This window comes from Streptomyces sp. NPDC042336, from assembly GCF_055581985.1.
The window spans coordinates 279,612-300,713 of sequence record NZ_JBVJEA010000003.1; the positions used below are offsets into that span (position 1 = coordinate 279,612).

Below are 21,102 nucleotides of genomic sequence, written 5' to 3' on the forward strand. Positions count from 1 at the left end.
CCGCCGGGTGCGGGCCCCTCACGCCGTCGCCGCGCCCGCCGCCGGCGGCGCCAACTGCCGTGCCAGCCACGTCGGTACGCCGCCCAGCAGCCGGAACAGCCGCCGCGCCTCCTCCCGCAGCCGGGACGCCTCCGGCTCCGACTCGGCGTCCGCGAGCGAGGCCAGCGCCGGGGCCGTACCGACGAGGTACCCCAGCTCCTCACGGATCCGCAGCGACTCGGTGAAACCGTGCCGCGCCTCGGCCAGTTCACCCTCCCGCAGGGCGAGTCCGGCCAGATGCCGCCAGGTGAAGGACTGCAGCAGCGGGTCGGCGTGCGCGGTGGCGCCGGCGTGGGCCCGCCGGTACGCCGCGCGGGCGGCCTGCGGTGAGCGGGTCAGGTTCTCCGCGAGCAGCCCGCGCCGGAAGTCCAGCAGCGCCCGCCCCCCGGCGCCCGGCGCGATCAGCGCCGCCGCCCGGCCCAGCGCGGCCCGCGCCTCGTCGGCCCGGTCGCGCACCCCGTGCACCGTGGCGGCGTAGGCGAGCTGGCCCCGTTCACAGGCGGCGGCCCCGCGCTCGTCGTCGGTGTGCGCCAGGGCCTCCGCGGTGCGCAGCGCGTCCTCGGCCTCGGCCCAGCCCTGCTCCGTGTACAGGCACCGCTCCACCAGCAGCGCGGTCCGCTGCAGGGCGGTGTCCGCGGTGACCGGCTCCAGCAGGGCAGCCGCGTCGGCCCAGCAGCCGCGCGAGCGCAACCGCCATACCGCGGTCTGGAGCGGATCGTCACCTTCGGTCGTTCCCCAGCCAGAACCAGCCATGGCGGAATGCGCCACGTCGCCCTCCCCTTAGCACGCCATCGAGCTCTCGAGTGGTGGCCGCATCTCAGCACGGATCCGGCGGCCCGGCCAAGGGGATGGGTGAAAGATTTCACAAAGTCGTGGACTTCGTACCGTCGAGGTTTGGGAGCGCCCCGGGCCCGCCCGGGGCCTCCGCGCGCCCCGGGCCTCAGCTCATCCGCAGGGCAAGGAAGAAGTCCAGCTTGTCCTCCAGGCGCGACAGATCACGCCCCGTCAACTGCTCGATCCGCCCGACGCGGTAGCGCAGCGTGTTGACGTGCAGGTGCAGCCGGTTCGCACAGCGCGTCCAGGAGCCGTCGCTGTCGAGGAACGCCTCCAGCGTCGGGATCAGCTCGGCGCGGTGGCGGCGGTCGTAGTCCCGCAGCGGGTCGAGCAGCCGGGCGGTGAACGCGCGCCGCACGTCGTCGGGGACGAAGGGGAGCAGCAGCACGTGCGAGGCCAGCTCCTGGTGGCCGGCCGCGCAGACCCGGCCGGGGCGCGCCGCGGCGACCCGGCGCGCGTGCCGGGCCTCCTCCAGTGCCCCGCGCAGGCCCTCCGCCGAGTGCACGGCCGCGCTGACGCCGAGCGTGACCCGCCCGTCGCCGTCAAGCCCCGCCGACAGCGGCTCCCGTACGGACTCCAGCAGCGTTTCCGCGAGGACTCCGGCCTCGGAGCCGTCGTGCTCGCTGGAGACCGCCGGCAGCGGTACGAGGGCGACCGCCTCCTCGCCGGTGTGTGCCACGGCGATGCGGTCCGACTGCTCGGGTCCGGTGGCGTGCGGGTCGACGAGCATCTCCTCCAGCAGGGTCTGTGCGACGCGGCCGGTCTGCTCGTCGCCGTCCTCCCACTCCACCCGGGCCACCACGACCTGCCAGTGCGGTGCCGCGCCGAGGCCCGGCAGCAGCACCGGCGCCGCCACCCGCAGCCGGGCCGCGATCTCGGCCGGCGCGGCGCCCGTCTGCACCAGCTCCAGGACCTCATGGGCGAGGCGCCGCCGTACCGTGCGTGCCGCGTCCCGCCGGTCCCGCTCGACCGCGATCAGCTGGGTGACGCCGTACAGCAGGTCGAGGCGCTCCTCGGCCCAGTCCCCGGCGTCCGCCTCCACCACCAGCAGCCAGTCGGACAGCACCGTCTCGCGCACGTCCCGCCCCGCACCCGCGCCCTGGGATGCCCGCGCCCCCGGGGGCGTCACCGGGGGCTGCCCCCGGCCGCGCACCGGGAAGAGGCTGTACGTCGTGGAGCCCAGGGGCACCCGGTGCGGCGCGCGCCGGCCCGTGCGGGTGGCCGCGAGGTGCTCGGCCGCCAGCTTGGCGCGGACCTCGGCGGACAGCGCGGGCTCCGCGTCCTTCGGCCCGGCGACCTGCCGTCCGGTGGGGGAGAGCACCCAGGCCCGCAGGTCGAGATCCGAGCCGAGCAGGTCCAGGACCACGTCGGGGCCGCCGCCCGCCGGTCCCGAGGTCATCATCCGGCGGTGCCGGTCCACCACGGCCGCGAGGTCACCCGCCCGCTCGCCGGAGACCTGGCGCACGACGTGCTCGGTGATCGTCGCGAAGGCCACCGACTCGTGCACCGCGAACAGCGGCAGCCGGTGCCGCGCGCACGCCACCACCAGATCCTCCGGCACGCTCCCCAGCTCCGCCTCGCCGGCGGCCAGCGCGGCCACCTGGGCCTGCACCAGCAGGCGGACGAAAGGTTCGGAGTCGGCGGCGTCGCGGCGCCAGGCCAGGCCGGTGAGCACCAGCTCGCCGCCGGAGAGGTAGCGGCTGGGGTCCCGCAGGTCGGTGGTCATCACGCCCCGGACCGTGCGGTCCAGCTCGTCCTCGCCGCCGAGCAGCTTGAGGCCCAGCGCGTCGGTGTCCAGCAGTGCGCGCAGCCGCATTCTCGTCGCCGCCGTTCTTTGTCTCGAAGTGTTCCAGGTCACGCGGCTGTGTCGCCCGATTCCAGAGGAGAACAGGGAGGCAATTGAGCACCTCCGTTCATACGAATCTACAAGATGCCCGCCCTGGCCAGCCAACTCCTTCATGGTTTCTGCGACTGACCCTGGTGGAGCACACGACGGTGTACTGAGGCCATTCCACGTGAACAACACATGAACGAGCCGGACCCCGGACCACGGGATTGGCTCGATCTCCACGACCGCCGCCCGCCGACACCGCCGCACGCACACGAGGAAGAGAGCCGGGCATGGACTTCCTTCGCCCCGCCAGCTGGGAGGAGGCGCTCGCCGCCAAGGCCGAGCACCCCACCGCCGTGCCGATCGCGGGCGGCACCGACGTGATGGTCGAGATCAACTTCGATCACCGCAGGCCCGAGTACCTCATGGACCTGGGCCGCATCGGCGACCTGGCCGAATGGGAGGTCGGAGCGGACACCGTACGGCTCGGTGCCTCCGTGTCCTACACCCGGATCATGGAGAACCTGAGCACCGAGCTGCCGGGTCTCGCCCTCGCCTCGCACACGGTCGCCTCCCCGCAGATCCGTAACCGCGGCGGCGTGGGCGGGAACCTCGGCACCGCGTCCCCGGCCGGCGACGCCCACCCGGCGCTGCTGGCGGCCGGCGCCGAGGTCGAGGCCGAGTCGGTGCGCGGCACGCGCCGCATCCCGATCGACGCCTTCTACACCGGCGTGAAGCGCAACGCGCTGGAGCCCGACGAGCTGATCCGCGCCGTGCACGTCGCGAAGGCCGACGGACCTCAGCAGTTCTCCAAGGTCGGCACCCGCAACGCCATGGTCATCGCCGTGTGCGCCTTCGGCCTCGCCCTGCACCCCGGCACCCGTACCGTCCGCACCGGCATCGGCTCGGCCGCGCCCACCCCGGTCCGGGCCACGACCGCCGAGGAGTTCCTGAACGCGGCGCTCGACGAGGGCGGCTTCTGGGAGAACGGGAAGATCATCACCCCGTCCGCCGTCAAGCGGTTCGCCGACCTGTGCTCCGCCGCCTGCGACCCGATCGACGACGTCCGGGGCACCGCGAGCTACCGCCGCCACGCGGTAGGGGTCATGGCCCGCCGGACGCTCACCTGGACCTGGGAGTCGTACCGCGGCGCCCGCCGCACCACGGAAGGAGCCGCGTGATGCGCGTCAACTTCACCGTCAACGGACGTCCGCAGGAGGCCGACGACGTGTGGGAGGGCGAGTCCCTGCTGTACGTGCTGCGCGAGCGGATGGGCCTGCCGGGCTCCAAGAACGCCTGCGAGCAGGGCGAGTGCGGCTCCTGCACGGTCCGCCTGGACGGCGTGCCGGTGTGCTCCTGCCTGGTCGCGGCCGGACAGGCCGAGGGCCGCGAGGTCGTCACGGTCGAGGGCCTGGCGGAGTTCGCCCGGCGACGCGCCGAGGGCGGCGCCACCACCGGCGTCCGCCGCGGCGAGAGCGCCTCGCTGGACGCGGCCAAGCGGTGGCAGGCCGGGGGCACCGACTCCCAGACCGGCGGGAGCATCGAACTGGCGCCGATCCAGCAGGCGTTCATCGACGCCGGCGCCGTCCAGTGCGGCTTCTGCACGCCCGGGCTGCTGGTCGCCGCCGACGAGATGCTGGAGCGCCACCCGGACCCGGCCGACGAGGACATCCGCGAGGCGCTGTCGGGCAACCTGTGCCGCTGCACCGGCTACGAGACGATCATGGACGCCGTCCGCCTGGCCGCGGCCCGCCGGTCCGAGGGGGAGCGGACATGACCGCCAACGGCGCACCCACCGGCCTCACCCAGGGCACCCGGACCAAGGGCGGCATCGGCGAGTCCACGCTCCGCCCGGACGGCGTCCTCAAGGTCACCGGAGAGTTCGCGTACTCGTCCGACATGTGGCACGAGGACATGCTCTGGGGCCAGATCCTGCGCTCCACCGTCGCCCACGCCGAGATCGTCTCCGTCGACACGAGCGAGGCGCTGGCCACGGCGGGCGTGTACGCCGTCATGACCTACGACGACCTGCCCACCGACGTACGCCACTACGGACTGGAGATCCGGGACACCCCGGTCCTCGCCCACGGCAAGGTCCGCCACCACGGGGAGCCGGTCGCGATCGTCGCCGCCGACCACCCGGAGACCGCGCGCCGCGCCGCCGCGAAGATCAAGGTGGAGTACCGGGAGCTGCCCCTCGTCACCGACGAGGCGTCCGCGACCGCCCCCGGCGCGGTCCTCCTCCACGAGCACCGCGACGACCACCATGCCCCCCACGTCCCGCACCCCAACATCGTGCACCGACAGCCGATCGTGCGCGGCGACGCCGGGGCGGCCGCCGCGCGCGCCGACGTGATCGTCACGGGCGACTACTCCTTCGGCATGCAGGATCAGGCCTTCCTCGGCCCCGAGTCCGGACTCGCCGTGCCCGGCGAGGACGGCGGCGTCGACCTCTACATCGCCACCCAGTGGCTCCACTCCGACCTGCGCCAGATCGCCCCCGTGCTCGGCCTGCCCGAGGACAAGGTGCGGATGACCCTGTCCGGCGTCGGCGGCGCCTTCGGCGGACGCGAGGACCTGTCGATGCAGATCCACGCCTGCCTCCTCGCGTTGCGCACCGGCAAGCCCGTCAAGATGGTCTACAACCGCTTCGAGTCCTTCTTCGGCCACGTCCACCGCCACCCGGCCCGGCTCCACTACGAGCACGGCGCCACCCGGGACGGCCGGCTCACCCACGTGAAGTGCCGCATCGTCCTGGACGGCGGCGCCTACGCCTCCGCCTCCCCGGCGGTCGTCGGCAACGCCGCCTCGCTGTCGGTCGGACCGTACGTGTGTGACGACGTCGAGATCGAGGCCCTCGCCCTCTACTCCAACAACCCGCCCTGCGGTGCCATGCGCGGCTTCGGCGCGGTCCAGGCGTGCTTCGCCTACGAGGCGCAGATGGACAAGGTGGCCGCGGAACTCGGCCTGGACCCGGTGGAGTTCCGCCGGATCAACGCCATGGAGCAGGGCACGCTCATGCCCACGGGACAGCCCGTCGACTCCCCGGCGCCGGTCGCCGAACTCCTGCGCCGCGTCAAGGCGATGCCGATGCCGCCGGAGCGGCAGTGGGAGTCCAGCGAGGGCGCCGACGTACGGCAGCTGCCCGGCGGCCTGTCCAACACCACCCACGGCGAGGGCGTCGTGCGGGGCGTCGGTTACGCGGTCGGCATCAAGAACGTCGGCTTCTCCGAGGGCTTCGACGACTACTCCACCGCGAAGGTCCGCATGGAGGTCGCCGGCGGCCGGCCCGTCGTCACCGTGCACACGGCGATGGCGGAGGTCGGCCAGGGCGGTGTCACCGTCCACGCGCAGATCGCCCGCACCGAGCTGGGCGTCGCCCAGGTCACCATCCAGCCCGCCGACACGCGGGTGGGCTCGGCCGGCTCCACCTCGGCCTCCCGGCAGACCTACGTCACCGGCGGCGCCGTGAGGAACGCCTGCGAGCTGGTGCGCGCGCGGGTCCTGGAGACCGGGCGCCGCAAGTTCGGCTCCCACCACCCGGCCTGGGCCACCGCCGGACTGCTGCTGGAGGACGGCAAGGTCGTCACCGACGGCGGCGAGGTGCTCGCCGACCTCGTGGACGTCCTGGAGGACGAGGCGGTCGAGGTCGAGGAGGAGTGGCGGCACCGGCCGACCGAACCCTTCGACCCGCGCACCGGCCAGGGCAAAGGCCACGTCCAGTACTCCTTCGCCGCGCACCGCGCCGTCGTCGAGGTCGACACCGAACTGGGCCTGGTCAAGGTGATCGAGCTGGCCTGCGCCCAGGACGTCGGCAAGGCGCTGAACCCGCTCAGCGTGATCGGCCAGATCCAGGGCGGCACCGTCCAGGGCCTGGGCATCGCGGTGATGGAGGAGATCGTCGTCGATCCCGTGACCGCCAAGGTCCGCAACCCGTCCTTCACGGACTACCTGCTCCCCACGATTCTCGACACGCCGGCCCTACCGGTCGACGTGCTCGAACTCGCCGACGACCACGCGCCCTACGGGCTGCGCGGCGCCGGCGAGGCCCCCACCCTGTCGTCCACCCCGGCGGTCCTCGCGGCCATCCGGGACGCGACGGGGCTGGCGCTCGACCGCACGCCGGTACGGCCGGAACACCTCACCGGCACGGCGGGCTCCGATCGGCACCCCCAGGACCCTCCGGGCGGCGCACGGAACGTCACACCCTCCGCGCCGCCCGGAGCACCGACCAAGTCCCGCTCCGCTCGCGGTACTTGAAGTACCACCAGTACAACCAGTGCCACCACAGATGCGTTCGTCTCGGGCCGTCCCCCGGGTCGTGCATATCCCAAATCCCGCGGCCGCCCCAGCGGCCGGCCGGGTGCACCTATGAACCTTGGGAGACGGCCCCATGACCCAGCAGTCAGTGGAGCCCAAGATCACCGCGGAAGACGCGGGCGCGGGTTCCCGCGTCCCCGGCGGACGGTCTTGGCTCGACCGGTACTTTCACATATCCCACCGGGGATCCACGGTCGCGCGTGAGGTGCGCGGCGGCATCACCACCTTCATGGCGATGGCGTACATCGTCCTGCTCAACCCCGTGATCCTCTCCGGCAAGGACGCCGCCGGGGACACCCTGGGCCAGAAGGCCCTGATCACCGCGACGGCGCTCGCCGCGGCGGTCACCACGCTCCTGATGGGCTTCGTCGGCAAGGTGCCGCTCGCCCTGGCCGCCGGGCTCTCGGTGTCCGGCGTGATCGCCGGGCAGGTCGTCCCGCAGATGACCTGGCCGCAGGCCATGGGCATGTGTGTGATGTACGGCGTGGTGATCATGCTGCTCGTGGTCACCGGGCTCCGCGAGATGATCATGAACGCGATCCCGCTCGCCCTCAAGCACGGCATCACCATGGGCATCGGTCTGTTCATCGCCATCATCGGCCTGGTCAAGGGCGGCTTCGTCCACGCGGGCAAGGCGACCCCGCTCACCCTCGGCCCGGCCGGGGAACTCGCGGGCTGGCCGGTCCTGCTCTTCGCGGGCACCCTGCTGCTGATCTTCATGCTCCAGGCCCGCAACATGCCCGGGGCCATCCTGATCGGCATCGTCACCGGCACGATCGTCGCGGCGATCCTCAACGCCACCGGGGTCATCGATCCCGAGCAGTGGGCCAACGGCGCGCCCGAACTGCACGGCAGCGCGGTCTCCATGCCGGACTTCTCGCTCTTCGGCGACCTGGAGTTCGGCGGCTGGGGCGAGGTCGGCGCGATGACGGTCGGCATGATCGTCTTCACGCTGGTGCTCGCCGGGTTCTTCGACGCGATGGCCACCATCATCGGCGTCGGCACCGAGGCGAAGCTCGCCGACGACAAGGGCCGCATGCCGGGCCTGTCGAAGGCGCTGTTCATCGACGGCGCCGGCGGTGCCATCGGCGGCGTGGCGGGCGGCTCCGGCCAGACCGTCTTCGTCGAGTCCGCGACCGGCGTCGGCGAGGGGGCCCGTACCGGGCTGGCCTCGGTCGTCACCGGCGCGTTCTTCGCGGCCTGCCTCTTCTTCACACCGATCACCGCGATCGTGCCGCAGGAGGTCGCCTCGGCGGCCCTGGTGGTCATCGGCGCGATGATGATGATGAACGCCCGGCACGTGGACTGGGCCGAACGGGCCACCGCGATCCCGGTCTTCCTGACCGTCGTCCTGATGCCGTTCACGTACTCCATCACGGCCGGGGTCGCCGCCGGTGTCATCTCCTACGTCGCCATCAAGGTCGCGCAGGGCAAGGCGCGGGAGATCGGCGCGTTCATGTGGGCCCTGACGGTGATCTTCGTCGTCTACTTCGCCCTCAACCCGATCGAGAGCTGGCTGGGCGTGCACTAGGCGCCACGACGGGAACCCTTCACGTACCCGTCGCCCGAGGAGGACCGGAAGATGCTGGACATCGCCGAAGAGCTGCACCGGTGGGTCGAGCAGGGGCGCGACTTCGCCGTGGCCACCGTGGTGGCCGTCGGCGGCAGCGCCCCCCGGCCGGCCGGCGCCGCCCTCGCGGTGGACGCCGACGGCACGGTGGTCGGTTCGGTCTCCGGCGGGTGCGTGGAGGGCGCCGTGTACGAGCTGTGCCGACAGGCGCTCCAGGACGGCGAAACCGTGCTGGAGCGCTTCGGCTACAGCGACGAGGACGCCTTCGCCGTGGGGCTGACCTGCGGCGGGGTCATCGACGTCCTCGTCACCCCGGTACGGACGGGCGATCCCGTCCGTACGGCCGTGGCCGCCGCGCTCGCCGCCGCCGCGCACGGACGGACGACGGCCGTGGCCCGGATCGTGAGCGGCCCGGCCGAGCTGGTGGGCCGCGCGCTCGTGGTCCGCGCGGACGGCTCCCGCACCGGCGGCTTCGGCGGCCATCCCGAGCTGGACCGCACGGCCGCCGCCGAGGCGGGCGCCTTCCTGGCCGCCGGGCGCACCGGCACACTGGAGATCGGCGAGCAGGGCTCGCGCTGCGGAGCACCGCTCACCCTGCTGGTCGAGTCCTCGGTCCCGGCGCCCCGCATGATCGTCTTCGGCGCGATCGACTTCGCCTCGGCGCTGGTCCGGGCCGGCAAGTTCCTCGGCTACCACGTCACGGTGTGCGACGCCCGCCCCGTCTTCGCCACCCCGGCCCGCTTCCCGGAGGCGGACGAGATCGTCACCGAGTGGCCCCACGAGTACCTGGCGCGCACCGCCGTGGACGCCCGTACGGTGCTGTGCGTCCTGACCCACGACGCCAAGTTCGACATCCCGCTGCTCCGGCTGGCGCTGCGCCTCCCGGTGGCGTACGTCGGCGCGATGGGCTCCCGCCGCACCCACCTCGACCGCGAGGCCCGCCTGCGCGAGGCCGGGGCGAGCGACCTGGAGCTGGCCCGCCTCAGGTCGCCGATCGGCCTCGACCTCGGCGCCCGCACTCCGGAGGAGACGGCCCTGTCCATCGCCGCCGAGATCGTCGCGACCCGCCACGGCGGCACGGGCACCTCCCTGACCGGGGCCCACACCCCCATCCACCACGACGAGCCGACGGCGCCGACGACCCCGCCGGGACGCATCGGCTCGGTGGCGTAGCGACCGGAGGACCAGGGGGCGCCGACTGGTACGCATCCCGCGACGGGCGCGGGCCCGGGCGTGGGCCCGCGCCGGAGAGGGCCCGGTCCAGGGCATCGGGCTCGCCGTCCGCCGTCCGCCGGCCGCTCGGGCGTCCCGTGCCCCGTCGTACGCGCCGCTTTCGGGCGAGTCCGGTCAGGTGGTCCGGGCCGGGGCACCGTCGAGTGGCCCGAAGCCCTGGGGTCCAGTCACGGGGTCCGTCGTCGCCGTGCCTCAGTCCCGGCCGGGGGTCCTCCTGGGCAGGGACACGTCCGCGACGACCGGGCGGTGGTCGGAGGCCGTGGGCTCGGCCGGGACCGTGGCGTTCCGTACCCGTACGTCCTTGTCAGCGGCCACGTAGTCGATCCGCTTCACGGGGGCCTCGGCCGGATACGTTGCGGGGGTCCCGGGCCCCGCGTCGCGCAGCTCCTTCCACAGCGGCGCCAGCTCGGGTGCCGAGGGCTCGGCGTTGAAGTCGCCCAGCAGGAACTGGCGCGCGCCTGGCAGTTCGGCCCGCTCCCGAGCCATGATCCGCCGGGTGTCGGCGACCTGGGCCTCGCGCACCGCCGGGTCCGCCCGGTAGTCGAGGTGGGTCACGAAGACCTGCACCGGCACCCCGCGCACCTTGAGCGTCACCTCGCCGAATCCCGGCGCGGGGGCCGGTACCGGGTTCTCGTCCTGCGTGGACAGGCGCGTGATCTCGTGGTTCGCCGCGGAACGGACCGGGAAGCGGGACAGCACCGCCACGCCGTACTCGCGCCGGGGTCCGCCCGCCGTCACGGGATCGAGGCTGTAGATCGGCGCGAGGGACACCCGCATGCCCAGCCGCCGGGCCAGCTCCCCGGCCACGTCGAGTCCCTGGCTGCGGGCTCCCCAGTGCACGTCGACCTCCTGGAGGCCGATCACGTCCGCGTCGAGGGCGCGCAGCGCGGCGGCCTGCCGGTCGAGGTCGAAGACGCCGTCCGAGCCCGCCCCGGCGTGGATGTTGTAGGTGGCGATGCGCAACGGGACCGAGTGCCCCCGGCCGGCGGTGGCGGAGGCGGGCGGTGCCGCCACGGCCAGGGTCAACAAAGCACCCGCGAGGGACAGTTGGGTCAAGGTGCGCGCTTTGGGAGACATGCCGGCACGGTACGCGGGAAACGGCGTCCGCGCGGCGCGCGGCGCGATCTCGTCCGCGAGCCGTCCCCTGCCCGCAACCCACGGTTCACGGCTGTCGGAGCAGGTGGTCGACCGTGCGGCCGAAGACATGGCGCCCCGCGCGGCCGAGGAGGCCGTCGAGGAGGGGCGGCAGCAGCCGGACGTCCAGCTCCTCGCGCCACCCGACGCGTGCCCGGCCGTCGGGGCCCGTCCCGACCTCGATCTCCGCCCAGCCCCGGACCACCCGGCCGCGCTTGACCAGCCGGCACCGGCCGGGGGCGTCCTCCCGCGGGGGCTGCCAGACCGTCACCTCCATCGGGTCGGCGAAGACGACCGGTCCGGCTCCCGTGCGGGCCACGACCACCGTGCCCCGGCGGGTGGGGCCGGGCGGTTCGGCGGTGACCCGGGTCAGCGGCACGGTGTCGCCGTGCCGCTCCCACCGGGTGAGGCGACGCCAGGCCTCGTCCGGGACGAGCGGAACGGTGCGTTCGAGCGAGAAGACGGCCACCGGACGATCGTAGGCAACGGGCGACGCGCCCGCCGGTCCTGCCGGTGCCGGTCGTGCCGGTCCTACCGGTAGACCTTGCCCGGCTCGGCCTTCCCCGGGGCCAGCAGCTGGGGGACCGTCACGAAGACGTAGCCCCGCTTCTTGAGCGCGTCGATGATGCCGGGCACGGCGGGCACGGTGCCGTCGTAGATGTCGTGCAGCAGGATGATGCCGTCCCGGGACGACTGGTCCAGGACCCGCTCGGTGATCAGGTCGGAGTCGTTCGTCTTGTAGTCCTTGGCGGTCACGGTCCACAGCACCTCCGCCAGCCCCAGCTCACGGCAGATGTCGTGCACCGTGTCGTCCGTGCGGCCCTGCGGCGGGCGCATCAGCGTGGGGCGCTCGCCCGTGAGGCGCTCTATCTCCTTGTTGGGGCGCTCCAGCTCCTCGCGTATCTGGTCCGGTTCGGCGTCCGTGAGGATCTTGTGGGTCCAGGTGTGGCTGGCCACCTCGTGGCCCTCGTCGGCCATGCGCCTGACAAGCTCGGGATACGTGTCGATGTGCCGTTTGCCGAGCAGGAAGAAGGTCGCCGGGACCCGCTTCTCCTTGAGGATGTCGAGCAGCCGGGCGGAGTTCTCGCTCGGTCCGGCGTCGAAGGTCAGCGCGATGCACTTGGCGTGCGCGCAGTCCACGGTGCCGAGCCCGCCCGCGCGGGCCTGGGTGCCGGCCGTGCCGGCGGTGCCGGTCCCGGTGCCGGCCGCGTCGGCCTGGGTGTCGGCGGCGTTGCGGACGGAGCTGGGGGAGTGCGTCTCCAGCTTCGTGCAGCCGCTCAGCGCGAGGGTCAGCGAGGCCGCGGCCGCGAAGGTCGCGAACACACGCAACCTGGTCCCCGTTTTCGTCATCTTCCTGGTCAGCGAAGGCATGCGAGGACTATACGCTGCGAGTATATACGCGGTTCATAGCGGCCCCTCGAATGACCGTTCGAGATAGTGGCGCGGCGACCGGGCTACTCACACCGGCACACACGTGACGGTGAGAGGAGAAGCCTGTGAGCGAGAGCCCCGGGGCCACCACCGGCCCCCGAAACGGACGCACCTGGCGCCGGGCCCTGGTGACCGGCGGAGCCGGGTTCGTCGGTTCCCACCTGTGCGGCCGCCTGCTCGACGGCGGCACCGACGTCGTCTGCCTCGACAACCTGGCCACCGGCTCCCGCGCCAACGTGGCCGACCTGGAACGCCGGCGCGGATTCCGGTTCGTCCGGGCCGACGCCACCGACCCGGCGGCCCTGCGCGGCCTGCCCGGCCGGTTCGACCTGGTCCTGCACTTCGCCTGCCCCGCCTCGCCCGCCGACTACCTCCGGCTGCCGCTGGAGACCCTCGACGTCGGCAGCACCGGCACCCGCAACGCCCTGGAGCGGGCCCACGCCGACGGCGCCCGCTTCCTGCTCGCCTCCACCTCCGAGGTCTACGGCGACCCGCTGGAGCACCCGCAGCGCGAGACCTACTGGGGCAACGTCAACCCGGTCGGCCCGCGCAGCGTCTACGACGAGTCCAAGCGCTTCGCCGAGGCCCTGGTCACCGCCCACCGCCAGGTGCACGGCACCGACACCGCCATCGTGAGGATCTTCAACACGTACGGCCCCCGGATGCGCACCGGCGACGGCCGGGCCGTCCCCACCTTCATCGCGCAGGCGCTGGACGGCATGCCGCTCACCGTCGCCGGCGACGGCGGCCAGACCCGCTCCCTGTGCTACGTCGACGACACCGTGGCGGGCGTCCTGGCCCTCGCCGCCTCCGGGGAGACCGGGCCGATGAACATCGGCGGCGACGACGAGATCACCATGCTGGAACTGGCCCGCCGGGTGGTCGACCTCACCGGCTCCGGCTCCCGCATCCGCTTCGTCGAACGCCCCGTCGACGACCCCGGCCGGCGCAAGCCGGACACCACCCTGGCCCGGGAACGGCTCGGCTGGCGGCCGAGCGTGGGCTGGAACGAGGGGCTGGAGCGGACCATCGGCTGGTTCGCGCACGCCATCGCCGCCTGAGGCGGGCCGAAAAGGTTACTTACGGTGACAATCCGGCTTATCTCCGGAAGTGACCTGTCTCCAAGTGTTTGAGGCAACTGGCCCGCGGCACCCGCCACGCCGAGAGAGGAGTCCGCCCCATGCGCATCCTTGGTATCAACGCCCTGTTCCACGACCCGGCCGCCGCGCTCGTCGTCGACGGCCGGACCGTTGCGGCCGCCGAGGAAGAGCGGTTCAGCCGGCGCAAGCACGGCAAGCGCCCGGTGCCGTTCTCCGCGTGGGAGGTCCCCGAACTGTCCGCGCGCTGGTGCCTGGAGCACGCCGGGATAGGGCCCGGCGACCTGGACGCCGTCGCCTACTCCTTCGACCCCAAGCTCGCCCGGCCCGCCCGCGACCTGGGCCTGGACGACCCATGGGACCCGCTGCGGCTCGAGTACGCCCGCCGGGCCCCCGAGTTCCTCGCCGAGGCGCTGCCCGGACTCGACCCGGACCAGGTCGTCTTCGTGCCGCACCACGTGGCGCACGCCGCCTCCGCGGGACCGGCCTCACCGCACCCGGACAACGACGTCCTCGTCCTCGACGGCCGCGGCGAGTCCGCCTCCCACCTGGCCGGCCGCTACCGCGACGGCAAGCTCGACGTCCTCGCCACCCAGGCGCTGCCGCACTCGCTCGGCCTCGTCTACGAGGAACTCACCGAACACCTCGGCTTCCTGCGCAGCAGCGACGAGTACAAGGTGATGGCCCTCGCCTCCTACGGCACCCCCCGCTTCGTGGACCGGCTGCGCGAGCACGTCCACGCCACCGGCGACGGCGGCTTCCGCGCCCACGGCGTCGACTGGGCGGCCCTGGCCCCGCCGCGCGCCAAGGGCGAGGACTGGACGCGCGACCACGCGGACCTGGCCGCGAGCACCCAGGCCGTCCTGGAGGAACTGCTCCTCGAACTCGTCCACTGGCTGCACGGCGAGGCCGGGGGCGAGGCCCTGACCATGGCGGGCGGCGTCGCGCTGAACTGCGTCGCCAACTCCAAGATCGCCGCCCGCGGCCCGTACCGGCACGTGTGGGTGCAGCCCGCCGCCGGTGACGCGGGCACGGCCCTCGGCGGCGCCCTGCACGTGGCCGCCGCCCAGGAGGGCGCCGCACCCGAGCCGATGCCCGGCGCCGACCTCGGCCGCGGCTGGGGCGACGACGAGATCCGCGCCTGGCTGGAGACCGCCGCCATCCCCTACGAGGAGCCGGACGACATCGCCGAGACCGTCGCCGAGGAACTGGCCCGCGACGGCGTCGTCGCCTGGTTCCAGGGCCGCAGCGAGTTCGGGCCGCGCGCCCTCGGACACCGCTCCCTGATGGCCCACCCCGGCCGCGCGGAGAACCTCGAACGCCTCAACCACGTCAAGGGCCGCGAGGAGTTCCGCCCGGTCGCGCCCATGGTGCTCGCCGACCGGGCCGCCGGCATCTTCACCGGGCCGGTCCCCAGCCCGTACATGCTCTTCGTGCACGACGTCGACCCCGCCTGGCGCGACCGGATCCCGGCCGTCGTCCACGTCGACGGCACCGCCCGCATCCAGACCGTCGAAGAGCGGCGCGAGCCGCTGGTTGCGCGGATGCTGGCCGCCTTCGAACGGCGCACCGGGCTGCCGGTCGTCGTCAACACCAGCCTCAACACCGCCGGCCGCCCCATGGTCGACGACCCGCGCGACGCACTGGAGTGCTTCGGCTCGGCGCCCGTCGACCTGCTGGCCATCGGCCCCTTCGCGGTGCGCCGGGGACGGGCGTTCGCATGAGCACCGCCCCCGGAACCGGCGGCCCGCGCACCGGCTACGCCGTCGTCGTCCCCACCCTCGTGCGCGACACGCTGGCCGACTGCCTGGCCGCGCTGGTCGCCGCGCACGGTCCCGACCCCGACGAGATCGTCCTGGTCGACGACCGGCCCGACCCGGACGCCGACCCGGACGCGCTGGAGCACGCCCTGACCGTCCTCGGCGACCTGCGCGAGCGCACGGTGGTGCTGCGCAGCGGGGGCCGCGGGCCCGCCGCCGCCCGCAACACCGGCGTCCGCGCGGTCACCTCGCCCTGGACCGCGTTCCTCGACGACGACGTCCAGGTCGGCCCGCACTGGTGCGACCAGCTGATCCAGGACCTCGCCGAGGCGGCACCCGACACCGGCGCCGTGCAGGGCGTGATCGCCGTGCCGCTGCCGGGGGAGCGCCGCCCCACCGACTGGGAACGCGGCACCGCCGGTCTCGCGCAGGCCCGGTGGATCACCGCCGACATGGCCTACCGGACCGACGTGCTCAAACACGTCGGCGGCTTCGACGAACGCTTCACCCGCGCCTTCCGCGAGGACGCCGACCTCGCGCTGCGCGTCCTCGACGCGGGCTGGCGCATCCGGCGGGGCCGCCGCACCACCCGCCACCCCGTACGCCCCGCCGCACGCTGGGTGTCCCTGAAGCAGCAGCGCGGCAACGCCGACGACGCCCTGATGCGACGGCTGCACGGCCCCGACTGGTGGGCCAAGGCGGTCGCGCCCCGGGGCCGGATCCGGCGCCACGCGGCGATCACCGCCGCCGGTGCCGCCGCCCTCGCCCTCGCGGCGGCCGGACGCCCCCGGGCCGCCGCGGTCGCCGGGGCCGGCTGGGCCGCGGGCACCGCCGAGTTCGCCTGGGCCCGCATCGCGCCCGGACCGCGGACCCGGTACGAGGTCACGACCATGCTGGTCACCAGCGCGCTCATCCCGCCCGCCGCGACCTGGCACCGGCTCAGCGGACTGTGGCGGCACCGGAACGCCCCCGCCTGGCGGGAGGTGGCGGCATGAGCCCCGGCGGCAGCCCGGTGAAGGCCGTCCTCTTCGACCGCGACGGCACCCTGGTCCACGACGTCCCCTACAACGGCGACCCGGAACGCGTCCGCCCCGTCGACGGCGCCCGCGAGGCGGTGGCGCTGCTGCGCGAACACGGCATCCGCGTCGGTGTCGTCACCAACCAGTCCGGCGTGGCCCGGGGCCTGATCAGCGACGGCGACGTCCGGCGCGTCAACCGCCGCATCGACGACCTGATCGGCCCCTTCGACGTCTGGGCCGTCTGCCCGCACGGCCCCGACGACGGCTGCCACTGCCGCAAACCGCAGCCCGGCATGGTCCTGTGGGCCGCCGGACGCGTCTGCGCCCCTCCCGCCGACTGCGTCGTCATCGGTGACATCGGCGCGGACATGGAGGCCGCCGAACGCGCCGGCGCCCACGGCGTCCTGGTCCCCAACGACCGCACCCGCCCGCAGGAGACGGCCGCCGCGGCCCACGTCGCCCCGGACCTCCTCACCGCCGTACGGGCCCTGCTCGACGGCCCGCCCACGGGCCGTGTCCTGGCGAACGAGCGGCCCATCGAGGCGGCGTACGGGCCGGGCCCGGAGAGCACCGGTCCGCGGACCGCCGTCGCCGACCACGACGACCGGCACGGTCCCGTGGCGACGTCGTTCGCCACGGCCCCCGGACGGGGCGTCTTCCGCGCCGGTCACGCCGCCCACCGGCCGCCCCCCGGACACCACCCGGACGGGGCCGGCTCCGGCCGGGACGGCCTCTGTGCCGGGCCCACGGGACGCGGTGCGAAGCAGCCCACCGACTCCGGCGGCGGCGCTCCCGGCGACGGCCGTGCCCACGGCGACGGCCGCGACCGGAGCGACGGCCGCGCTCCCGGTGACGCCGAGCCGGGCGGGCACGAGCCCGGCCGACGGATCGCCGCCGCGGGCGAGACCCGCGCCCCGGACCCCGCCGAGGCGGCACGCAGCCGTGCGGTGCCGGACGTCGAGGTGGCGCGGACGCATGCCGTGCCGGACACCGGGCCGGTGCGCGACTCCGGCGCCGGCGACAGTCGTGGGAGGTCGTCATGAAGGCGCTCGTCACCCGGCTCGACAGCTTCGGCGACGTACTGCTCGCCGGGCCCGCCGTGCGGGCCGTCGCCGCGCGGGCCGACCACGTCACCCTGCTGTGCGGGTCCCGCGGCGCGCCCGCCGCCCGGCTGCTGCCCGGCGTCGACGAGGTGGTCGTGTGGGACGCGCCGTGGGGCGGCTTCGCACCGCCCGAGGTGCGGCGGGAGGACATCGACGCGCTCGTGGACCGGATCGACGCCGACACCGCGCTGATCCTCACCTCCTTCCACCAGTCCCCGCTGCCCACCGCCCTGGTGCTGCGCCTCGCCGGCGTCCGGTACATCGCCGCCGACAGCGTGGACTACCCCGGCTCGCTCCTCGACCTGCGCCACCACCGCGCCCCGCACGACCACGAGGCCGAGGCCGCGCTGCACCTCGCCGAGGCGGCAGGGTTCCCCGCGCCCGACGACGGACGGCTGCGCGTGCGCACGCCGCCGCGCGCCGACGCCCTCACCGGCCCCGGCCCCTACGTCGTGCTGCACCCGGGCGCCAGCGTCCCCGCCCGCGCCTGGAGCCCCGAGCGCGCCGCCGAGGCCGTACGCGAACTCGCCGCCGCCGGACACCGCGTGCTGGTCACCGGCGGCCCCGACGAGCGCGACCTCACCGCACACGTCGCAGGCCGGCACGGCACCGACCTCGGCGGCCGCACCGACGCCCCCGAACTGGCCGGCGTCCTCGCGGGCGCGGCCGTCGTCGTCACCGGCAACACCGCGCCCGCCCACCTCGCCGCCGCCGTCGGCACCCCCGTCGTCTCCCTGTTCGCCCCCGTCGTCCCCGCCGAGCGCTGGCGGCCGTACGGCGTCCCCTACGTCCTGCTGGGCGACCAGGACGCGCCCTGCGCCGACAGCAGGGCCCGGGACTGCCCCGTCCCCGGCCACCCCTGCCTGAACACCGTCACGGCCACCGACGTGGCCGCCGCCGTCGAGAAACTGCTGGGGGATGCATGAGGATCCTCATCTGGCACGTGCACGGGTCGTGGACCACGGCCTTCGTGCAGGGCCCGCACACCTACCTCGTCCCCGTCACCGAGGACCGCGGCCCCGACGGCCTCGGCCGCGCCCGCACCTGGGACTGGCCAGACTCCGTCGTGGAAGTACCGCCGCAGCGGCTGCGGGACGAGGACATCGACCTCGTGATCCTCCAGCGCCCGCACGAACTCGGCCTGGTCGACCGCTGGCTGGGCCGCCGCCCGCCGCTGGTCTACCTGGAGCACAACGCCCCCGACGGCGACGTGCCCCGCACCCGCCACCCGGCCGCGGACATCCCGGGTGTCACCCTCGTCCACGTCACCCACTTCAACCGGCTGATGTGGGACGCGGGTCCGGCACCGACCACCGTCGTCGAGCACGGCATCGTCGACCCCGGCCACCGCTGGACCGGCGAGCTGGAACGCGCCGCCGTCGTCGTCAACGAGCCGGTCCGGCGCGGGCGTACGACCGGCACGGACCTGCTCCCCGCGTTCGCGCGGGCCGCCCCGCTCGACGTGTTCGGCATGCGCACCGAGCGACTCGCCGAGCACATCGGCGTCGACCCCGACCGCTGCCGCACCCGGGACGTCCCCCAGAGCGAACTGCACACCGAGCTGGCCCGCCGTCGCGTCTACGTCCACCCCGTCCGCTGGACCTCGCTGGGCCTGTCCCTGCTGGAGGCCATGCACCTGGGCATGCCCGTGGTCGCCCTCGCCACCACCGAGGTCACCGAGGCCGTGCCGCCCGGCGCCGGGGTGGTGTCCAACCGCATCGACGTACTGACCGACGCCGTACGCGACTTCCTCGCCGACCCGCCGCACGCCCGGGCGGTCGGCGAGGCGGCCCGTGCGGCGGCCCTGGCCCACTACGGGCTGCCCCGCTTCCTGGACGACTGGGAGCGGCTGCTCAAGGAGGTGACCCGATGAGGATCGCCATGGTGTCCGAGCACGCGAGCCCCCTCGCCGCGCTCGGCGGCGTGGACGCCGGTGGACAGAACGTCTACGTGGCCCGGCTCGCCGAGGAGTTGGCGGGGCGCGGGCACGACGTCACGGTCTACACCCGCCGGGACGCCACCGACCTGCCCGACCGGGTGCCCCTGCCCGGCGGCGCGGTCGTCGAACACGTACCGGCCGGGCCACCCGTGTCCGTCCCCAAGGACGAACTGTTCCCGCACATGCCCGCCTTCGGCGCCCACCTGGCCCGCGCCTGGGCCCGGGAGCGGCCCGACGTGGTGCACGCCCACTTCTGGATGTCCGGCATGGCCTCGCAGCTCGGCGCGGCCCCGCACGGCATCCCCCTCGTCCAGACCTTCCACGCCCTCGGCACCGTCAAGCGGCGCCACCAGGGCATGCGGGACACCAGCCCCTACGAGCGCATCGGCATCGAACGGCAGCTCGGCCGGACCTGCGAACGGGTCCTGGCCACCTGCACCGACGAGGTCGTGGAACTCGGCGACATGGGCGTCCCGCCCCGGCAGGTCTCCGTGGTGCCCTGCGGAGTGGACGCCGAGCACTTCCACCCCGCCGCCGACACCGGCCGCACCCCCGAGAGACGCCTGCGGCACCGGCTGCTCGCCTGCGGACGACTCGTCCCGCGCAAGGGCTACGACCTGGCCATCCGCGCCCTGGCCCACATCCCCGACGCCGAACTCCTCATCGCCGGCGGCCCGCCGGCCGGTGCCGTCGAGGCCGAGCCCGAGGCCCGGCGCCTGACCGACGTCGCCCGCCGCGCCGGCGTCGCCGACCGGGTCCGGCTGCTCGGCGCGGTCGACCCGGACGACATGCCCGCCCTGCTCCGCAGCTCCGACCTGGTGCTGTGCACCCCGGTGTACGAGCCGTTCGGCATCGTGCCGCTGGAGGCGATGGCGTGCGGCGTCCCCGTCCTCGCCACCGACGTCGGCGGCCACCGCGACTCCGTCGCCGACGGCGTCACCGGCCGCCTGGTCACCCCGCAGGACCCCGGGGCCGTCGCGGACGCCGCCCGCGAACTCCTCGCCGACGAGCGGCTGCGCCGCCAGTACGGCAGGAACGGCCGCGAGCGCGTGCTGCGGCACTACACCTGGGCGCGCGTCGCCGACGGCGCGGAACAGGTGTACCGCCTGACCCGGTCCGAGCACGCGCTGTCGACGGAGGTGGCGTCATGACCGTGCATCCGCCCGTCGTCGGGCACTGCGACGAACTCCAGGAGGCGCTCGGTGCGTTCCGCGCCTCCGCGCACATCACCCAGCGCTGGGGCGACCGGCTCGCGGCCGTGCTCGGCGGCGGCGGCCGGCTGCTCGCCGCGGGCAACGGCGGCAGCGCCGCCCAGGCCCAGCACCTGACCGCCGAACTCGTCGGCCGCTACCGCGACGACCGCCCGCCGTTCTCCGCGATCGCGCTCCACGCCGACACCTCCTCCACCACCGCCATCGCCAACGACTACGGCGTCGACGAGGTGTTCGCCCGCCAGGTCCGCGCCCACGGCCGCGAGGGCGACGTCCTGATGCTGCTGTCCACCAGCGGCGCCAGCGCCAACCTGCTCTCCGCGGCCGACGCGGCCCGCGCGGCGGGGGTACGGGTCTGGGCGCTCACCGGCTGCGCCCCCAACCCGCTCATGGCGGGCAGTGACGAGTCCCTGTGCGTCGACGCGCCGTCGACGGCCACCGTCCAGGAGATCCACCTGGTCGCCGTCCACATGATCTGCGCGGCCTTCGACGCGGCCCTGGAGCGCGGCGCACCCGGCGCACGGGCCGCGGGGAGTGCGGGACGCGCGGGACGCGCGGCGCAGCGGAAGCGGAGGTGACGG

At 74.5% G+C, this 21,102-nt stretch carries 17 protein-coding genes and 1 pseudogene; 13 read left to right on the forward strand and 5 right to left on the reverse strand.

The features are described 5' to 3' along the window. Positions 1–18: 18 nt before the first annotated feature. Entirely contained in the window at positions 19–807 is a 789-nt protein-coding gene (locus ACZ6IM_RS09930; protein ID WP_052837518.1) for a hypothetical protein, read from the reverse strand. Between the two features lie 172 nt (positions 808–979). After that, positions 980–2,689, reverse strand: coding sequence for a PucR family transcriptional regulator (locus tag ACZ6IM_RS09935; protein ID WP_052837519.1), 1,710 nt, complete (start codon positions 2,687–2,689; stop codon positions 980–982). 305 nt (positions 2,690–2,994) lie between these two features. On the opposite strand from ACZ6IM_RS09935, the gene ACZ6IM_RS09940 reads away from it, so the two are divergent. The 5 genes from ACZ6IM_RS09940 to ACZ6IM_RS09960 all read left to right on the forward strand — a co-directional run bounded on the left by ACZ6IM_RS09940 (position 2,995) and on the right by ACZ6IM_RS09960 (position 9,767). Further along, complete coding sequence (locus ACZ6IM_RS09940) at positions 2,995–3,885, forward strand: FAD binding domain-containing protein (RefSeq protein ID WP_052837520.1); 891 nt, start codon at positions 2,995–2,997, stop codon at positions 3,883–3,885. After that, on the forward strand, positions 3,885–4,481 hold the full coding sequence (locus tag ACZ6IM_RS09945) for a (2Fe-2S)-binding protein (protein WP_052837521.1): 597 nt from the start codon (positions 3,885–3,887) through the stop codon (positions 4,479–4,481). Before ACZ6IM_RS09940 ends, ACZ6IM_RS09945 begins: the two co-directional genes overlap by 1 nt. Further along, positions 4,478–6,964: a xanthine dehydrogenase family protein molybdopterin-binding subunit gene (locus tag ACZ6IM_RS09950; protein WP_469555658.1), complete on the forward strand. Its 2,487-nt coding sequence runs from the start codon at positions 4,478–4,480 to the stop codon at positions 6,962–6,964. Before ACZ6IM_RS09945 ends, ACZ6IM_RS09950 begins: the two co-directional genes overlap by 4 nt. A gap of 133 nt (positions 6,965–7,097) precedes the next feature. Further along, positions 7,098–8,555, forward strand: coding sequence for an NCS2 family permease (locus ACZ6IM_RS09955; protein WP_052837523.1), 1,458 nt, complete (start codon positions 7,098–7,100; stop codon positions 8,553–8,555). A gap of 51 nt (positions 8,556–8,606) precedes the next feature. Then, positions 8,607–9,767 carry an XdhC family protein gene (locus tag ACZ6IM_RS09960; protein ID WP_052837524.1) on the forward strand — a complete coding sequence of 387 codons (1,161 nt, stop codon included), beginning with the start codon at positions 8,607–8,609 and terminating at the stop codon, positions 9,765–9,767. Positions 9,768–10,019: 252 nt separating this feature from the next. Here ACZ6IM_RS09960 and ACZ6IM_RS09965 read toward each other — a convergent pair whose 3' ends face one another. The 3 genes from ACZ6IM_RS09965 to ACZ6IM_RS09975 all read right to left on the reverse strand — a co-directional run bounded on the left by ACZ6IM_RS09965 (position 10,020) and on the right by ACZ6IM_RS09975 (position 12,332). Beyond that, entirely contained in the window at positions 10,020–10,904 is an 885-nt protein-coding gene (locus tag ACZ6IM_RS09965; RefSeq protein ID WP_469555660.1) for an endonuclease/exonuclease/phosphatase family protein, read from the reverse strand. An 85-nt stretch (positions 10,905–10,989) separates the two neighbouring features. Continuing rightward, the gene (locus tag ACZ6IM_RS09970; RefSeq protein WP_052837526.1) at positions 10,990–11,430 is read right to left on the reverse strand and encodes a hypothetical protein; all 441 of its coding nucleotides are present in this window, start codon (positions 11,428–11,430) and stop codon (positions 10,990–10,992) included. A gap of 62 nt (positions 11,431–11,492) precedes the next feature. Continuing rightward, positions 11,493–12,332 (reverse strand): polysaccharide deacetylase family protein, encoded by an 840-nt coding sequence (locus ACZ6IM_RS09975; protein WP_052837527.1) that lies wholly within the window; start codon positions 12,330–12,332, stop codon positions 11,493–11,495. Between the two features lie 125 nt (positions 12,333–12,457). Here ACZ6IM_RS09975 and ACZ6IM_RS09980 point away from each other — a divergent pair, with 125 nt between their 5' ends. The 8 genes and pseudogenes from ACZ6IM_RS09980 to ACZ6IM_RS10015 all read left to right on the forward strand — a co-directional run bounded on the left by ACZ6IM_RS09980 (position 12,458) and on the right by ACZ6IM_RS10015 (position 21,099). Then, positions 12,458–13,453, forward strand: coding sequence for an NAD-dependent epimerase/dehydratase family protein (locus ACZ6IM_RS09980; protein ID WP_052837528.1), 996 nt, complete (start codon positions 12,458–12,460; stop codon positions 13,451–13,453). A gap of 119 nt (positions 13,454–13,572) precedes the next feature. Further along, a complete protein-coding gene (locus ACZ6IM_RS09985; protein ID WP_469555664.1) occupies positions 13,573–15,213 on the forward strand; it encodes a carbamoyltransferase family protein in 1,641 nt (546 codons plus the stop codon). Beyond that, a complete protein-coding gene (locus ACZ6IM_RS09990) occupies positions 15,210–16,244 on the forward strand; it encodes a glycosyltransferase family 2 protein (RefSeq protein ID WP_052837530.1) in 1,035 nt (344 codons plus the stop codon). Before ACZ6IM_RS09985 ends, ACZ6IM_RS09990 begins: the two co-directional genes overlap by 4 nt. Continuing rightward, positions 16,241–16,783 (forward strand): annotated as a pseudogene (locus ACZ6IM_RS09995) (D-glycero-alpha-D-manno-heptose-1,7-bisphosphate 7-phosphatase); the annotation flags it as partial. The gene ACZ6IM_RS09990 and the pseudogene ACZ6IM_RS09995, both read left to right, overlap by 4 nt. A 524-nt stretch (positions 16,784–17,307) precedes the next feature. Next, a complete protein-coding gene (locus tag ACZ6IM_RS10000) occupies positions 17,308–18,297 on the forward strand; it encodes a glycosyltransferase family 9 protein (protein ID WP_469555667.1) in 990 nt (329 codons plus the stop codon). After that, entirely contained in the window at positions 18,294–19,244 is a 951-nt protein-coding gene (locus tag ACZ6IM_RS10005; protein ID WP_052837532.1) for a glycosyltransferase, read from the forward strand. Before ACZ6IM_RS10000 ends, ACZ6IM_RS10005 begins: the two co-directional genes overlap by 4 nt. Then, complete coding sequence (locus tag ACZ6IM_RS10010) at positions 19,241–20,461, forward strand: glycosyltransferase family 4 protein (RefSeq protein ID WP_052837533.1); 1,221 nt, start codon at positions 19,241–19,243, stop codon at positions 20,459–20,461. The genes ACZ6IM_RS10005 and ACZ6IM_RS10010 overlap by 4 nt, the downstream gene beginning before the upstream one ends. Further along, on the forward strand, positions 20,458–21,099 hold the full coding sequence (locus ACZ6IM_RS10015; RefSeq protein ID WP_052837534.1) for a D-sedoheptulose-7-phosphate isomerase: 642 nt from the start codon (positions 20,458–20,460) through the stop codon (positions 21,097–21,099). The genes ACZ6IM_RS10010 and ACZ6IM_RS10015 overlap by 4 nt, the downstream gene beginning before the upstream one ends. The last annotated feature ends 3 nt before the right edge of the window (positions 21,100–21,102 follow it).

Bases quoted from the DNA above. Each gene is read 5' to 3' on its own strand.
- ACZ6IM_RS10000 (WP_469555667.1), top strand. From the start codon at position 17,308: ATGAAGGCGCTCGTCACCCGGCTCGACAGCTTCGGCGACGTACTGCTC.
- ACZ6IM_RS09985 (WP_469555664.1), top strand. From the start codon at position 13,573: ATGCGCATCCTTGGTATCAACGCCCTGTTCCACGACCCGGCCGCCGCG.
- ACZ6IM_RS09935 (WP_052837519.1), bottom strand. From the start codon at position 2,689: ATGCGGCTGCGCGCACTGCTGGACACCGACGCGCTGGGCCTCAAGCTG.
- ACZ6IM_RS09960 (WP_052837524.1), top strand. From the start codon at position 8,607: ATGCTGGACATCGCCGAAGAGCTGCACCGGTGGGTCGAGCAGGGGCGC.
- ACZ6IM_RS09940 (WP_052837520.1), top strand. From the start codon at position 2,995: ATGGACTTCCTTCGCCCCGCCAGCTGGGAGGAGGCGCTCGCCGCCAAG.
- ACZ6IM_RS09950 (WP_469555658.1), top strand. From the start codon at position 4,478: ATGACCGCCAACGGCGCACCCACCGGCCTCACCCAGGGCACCCGGACC.
- ACZ6IM_RS10010 (WP_052837533.1), top strand. From the start codon at position 19,241: ATGAGGATCGCCATGGTGTCCGAGCACGCGAGCCCCCTCGCCGCGCTC.
- ACZ6IM_RS09955 (WP_052837523.1), top strand. From the start codon at position 7,098: ATGACCCAGCAGTCAGTGGAGCCCAAGATCACCGCGGAAGACGCGGGC.
- ACZ6IM_RS09975 (WP_052837527.1), bottom strand. From the start codon at position 12,332: ATGCCTTCGCTGACCAGGAAGATGACGAAAACGGGGACCAGGTTGCGT.
- ACZ6IM_RS09965 (WP_469555660.1), bottom strand. From the start codon at position 10,904: ATGTCTCCCAAAGCGCGCACCTTGACCCAACTGTCCCTCGCGGGTGCT.
- ACZ6IM_RS10015 (WP_052837534.1), top strand. From the start codon at position 20,458: ATGACCGTGCATCCGCCCGTCGTCGGGCACTGCGACGAACTCCAGGAG.
- ACZ6IM_RS10005 (WP_052837532.1), top strand. From the start codon at position 18,294: ATGAGGATCCTCATCTGGCACGTGCACGGGTCGTGGACCACGGCCTTC.
- ACZ6IM_RS09945 (WP_052837521.1), top strand. From the start codon at position 3,885: ATGCGCGTCAACTTCACCGTCAACGGACGTCCGCAGGAGGCCGACGAC.
- ACZ6IM_RS09990 (WP_052837530.1), top strand. From the start codon at position 15,210: ATGAGCACCGCCCCCGGAACCGGCGGCCCGCGCACCGGCTACGCCGTC.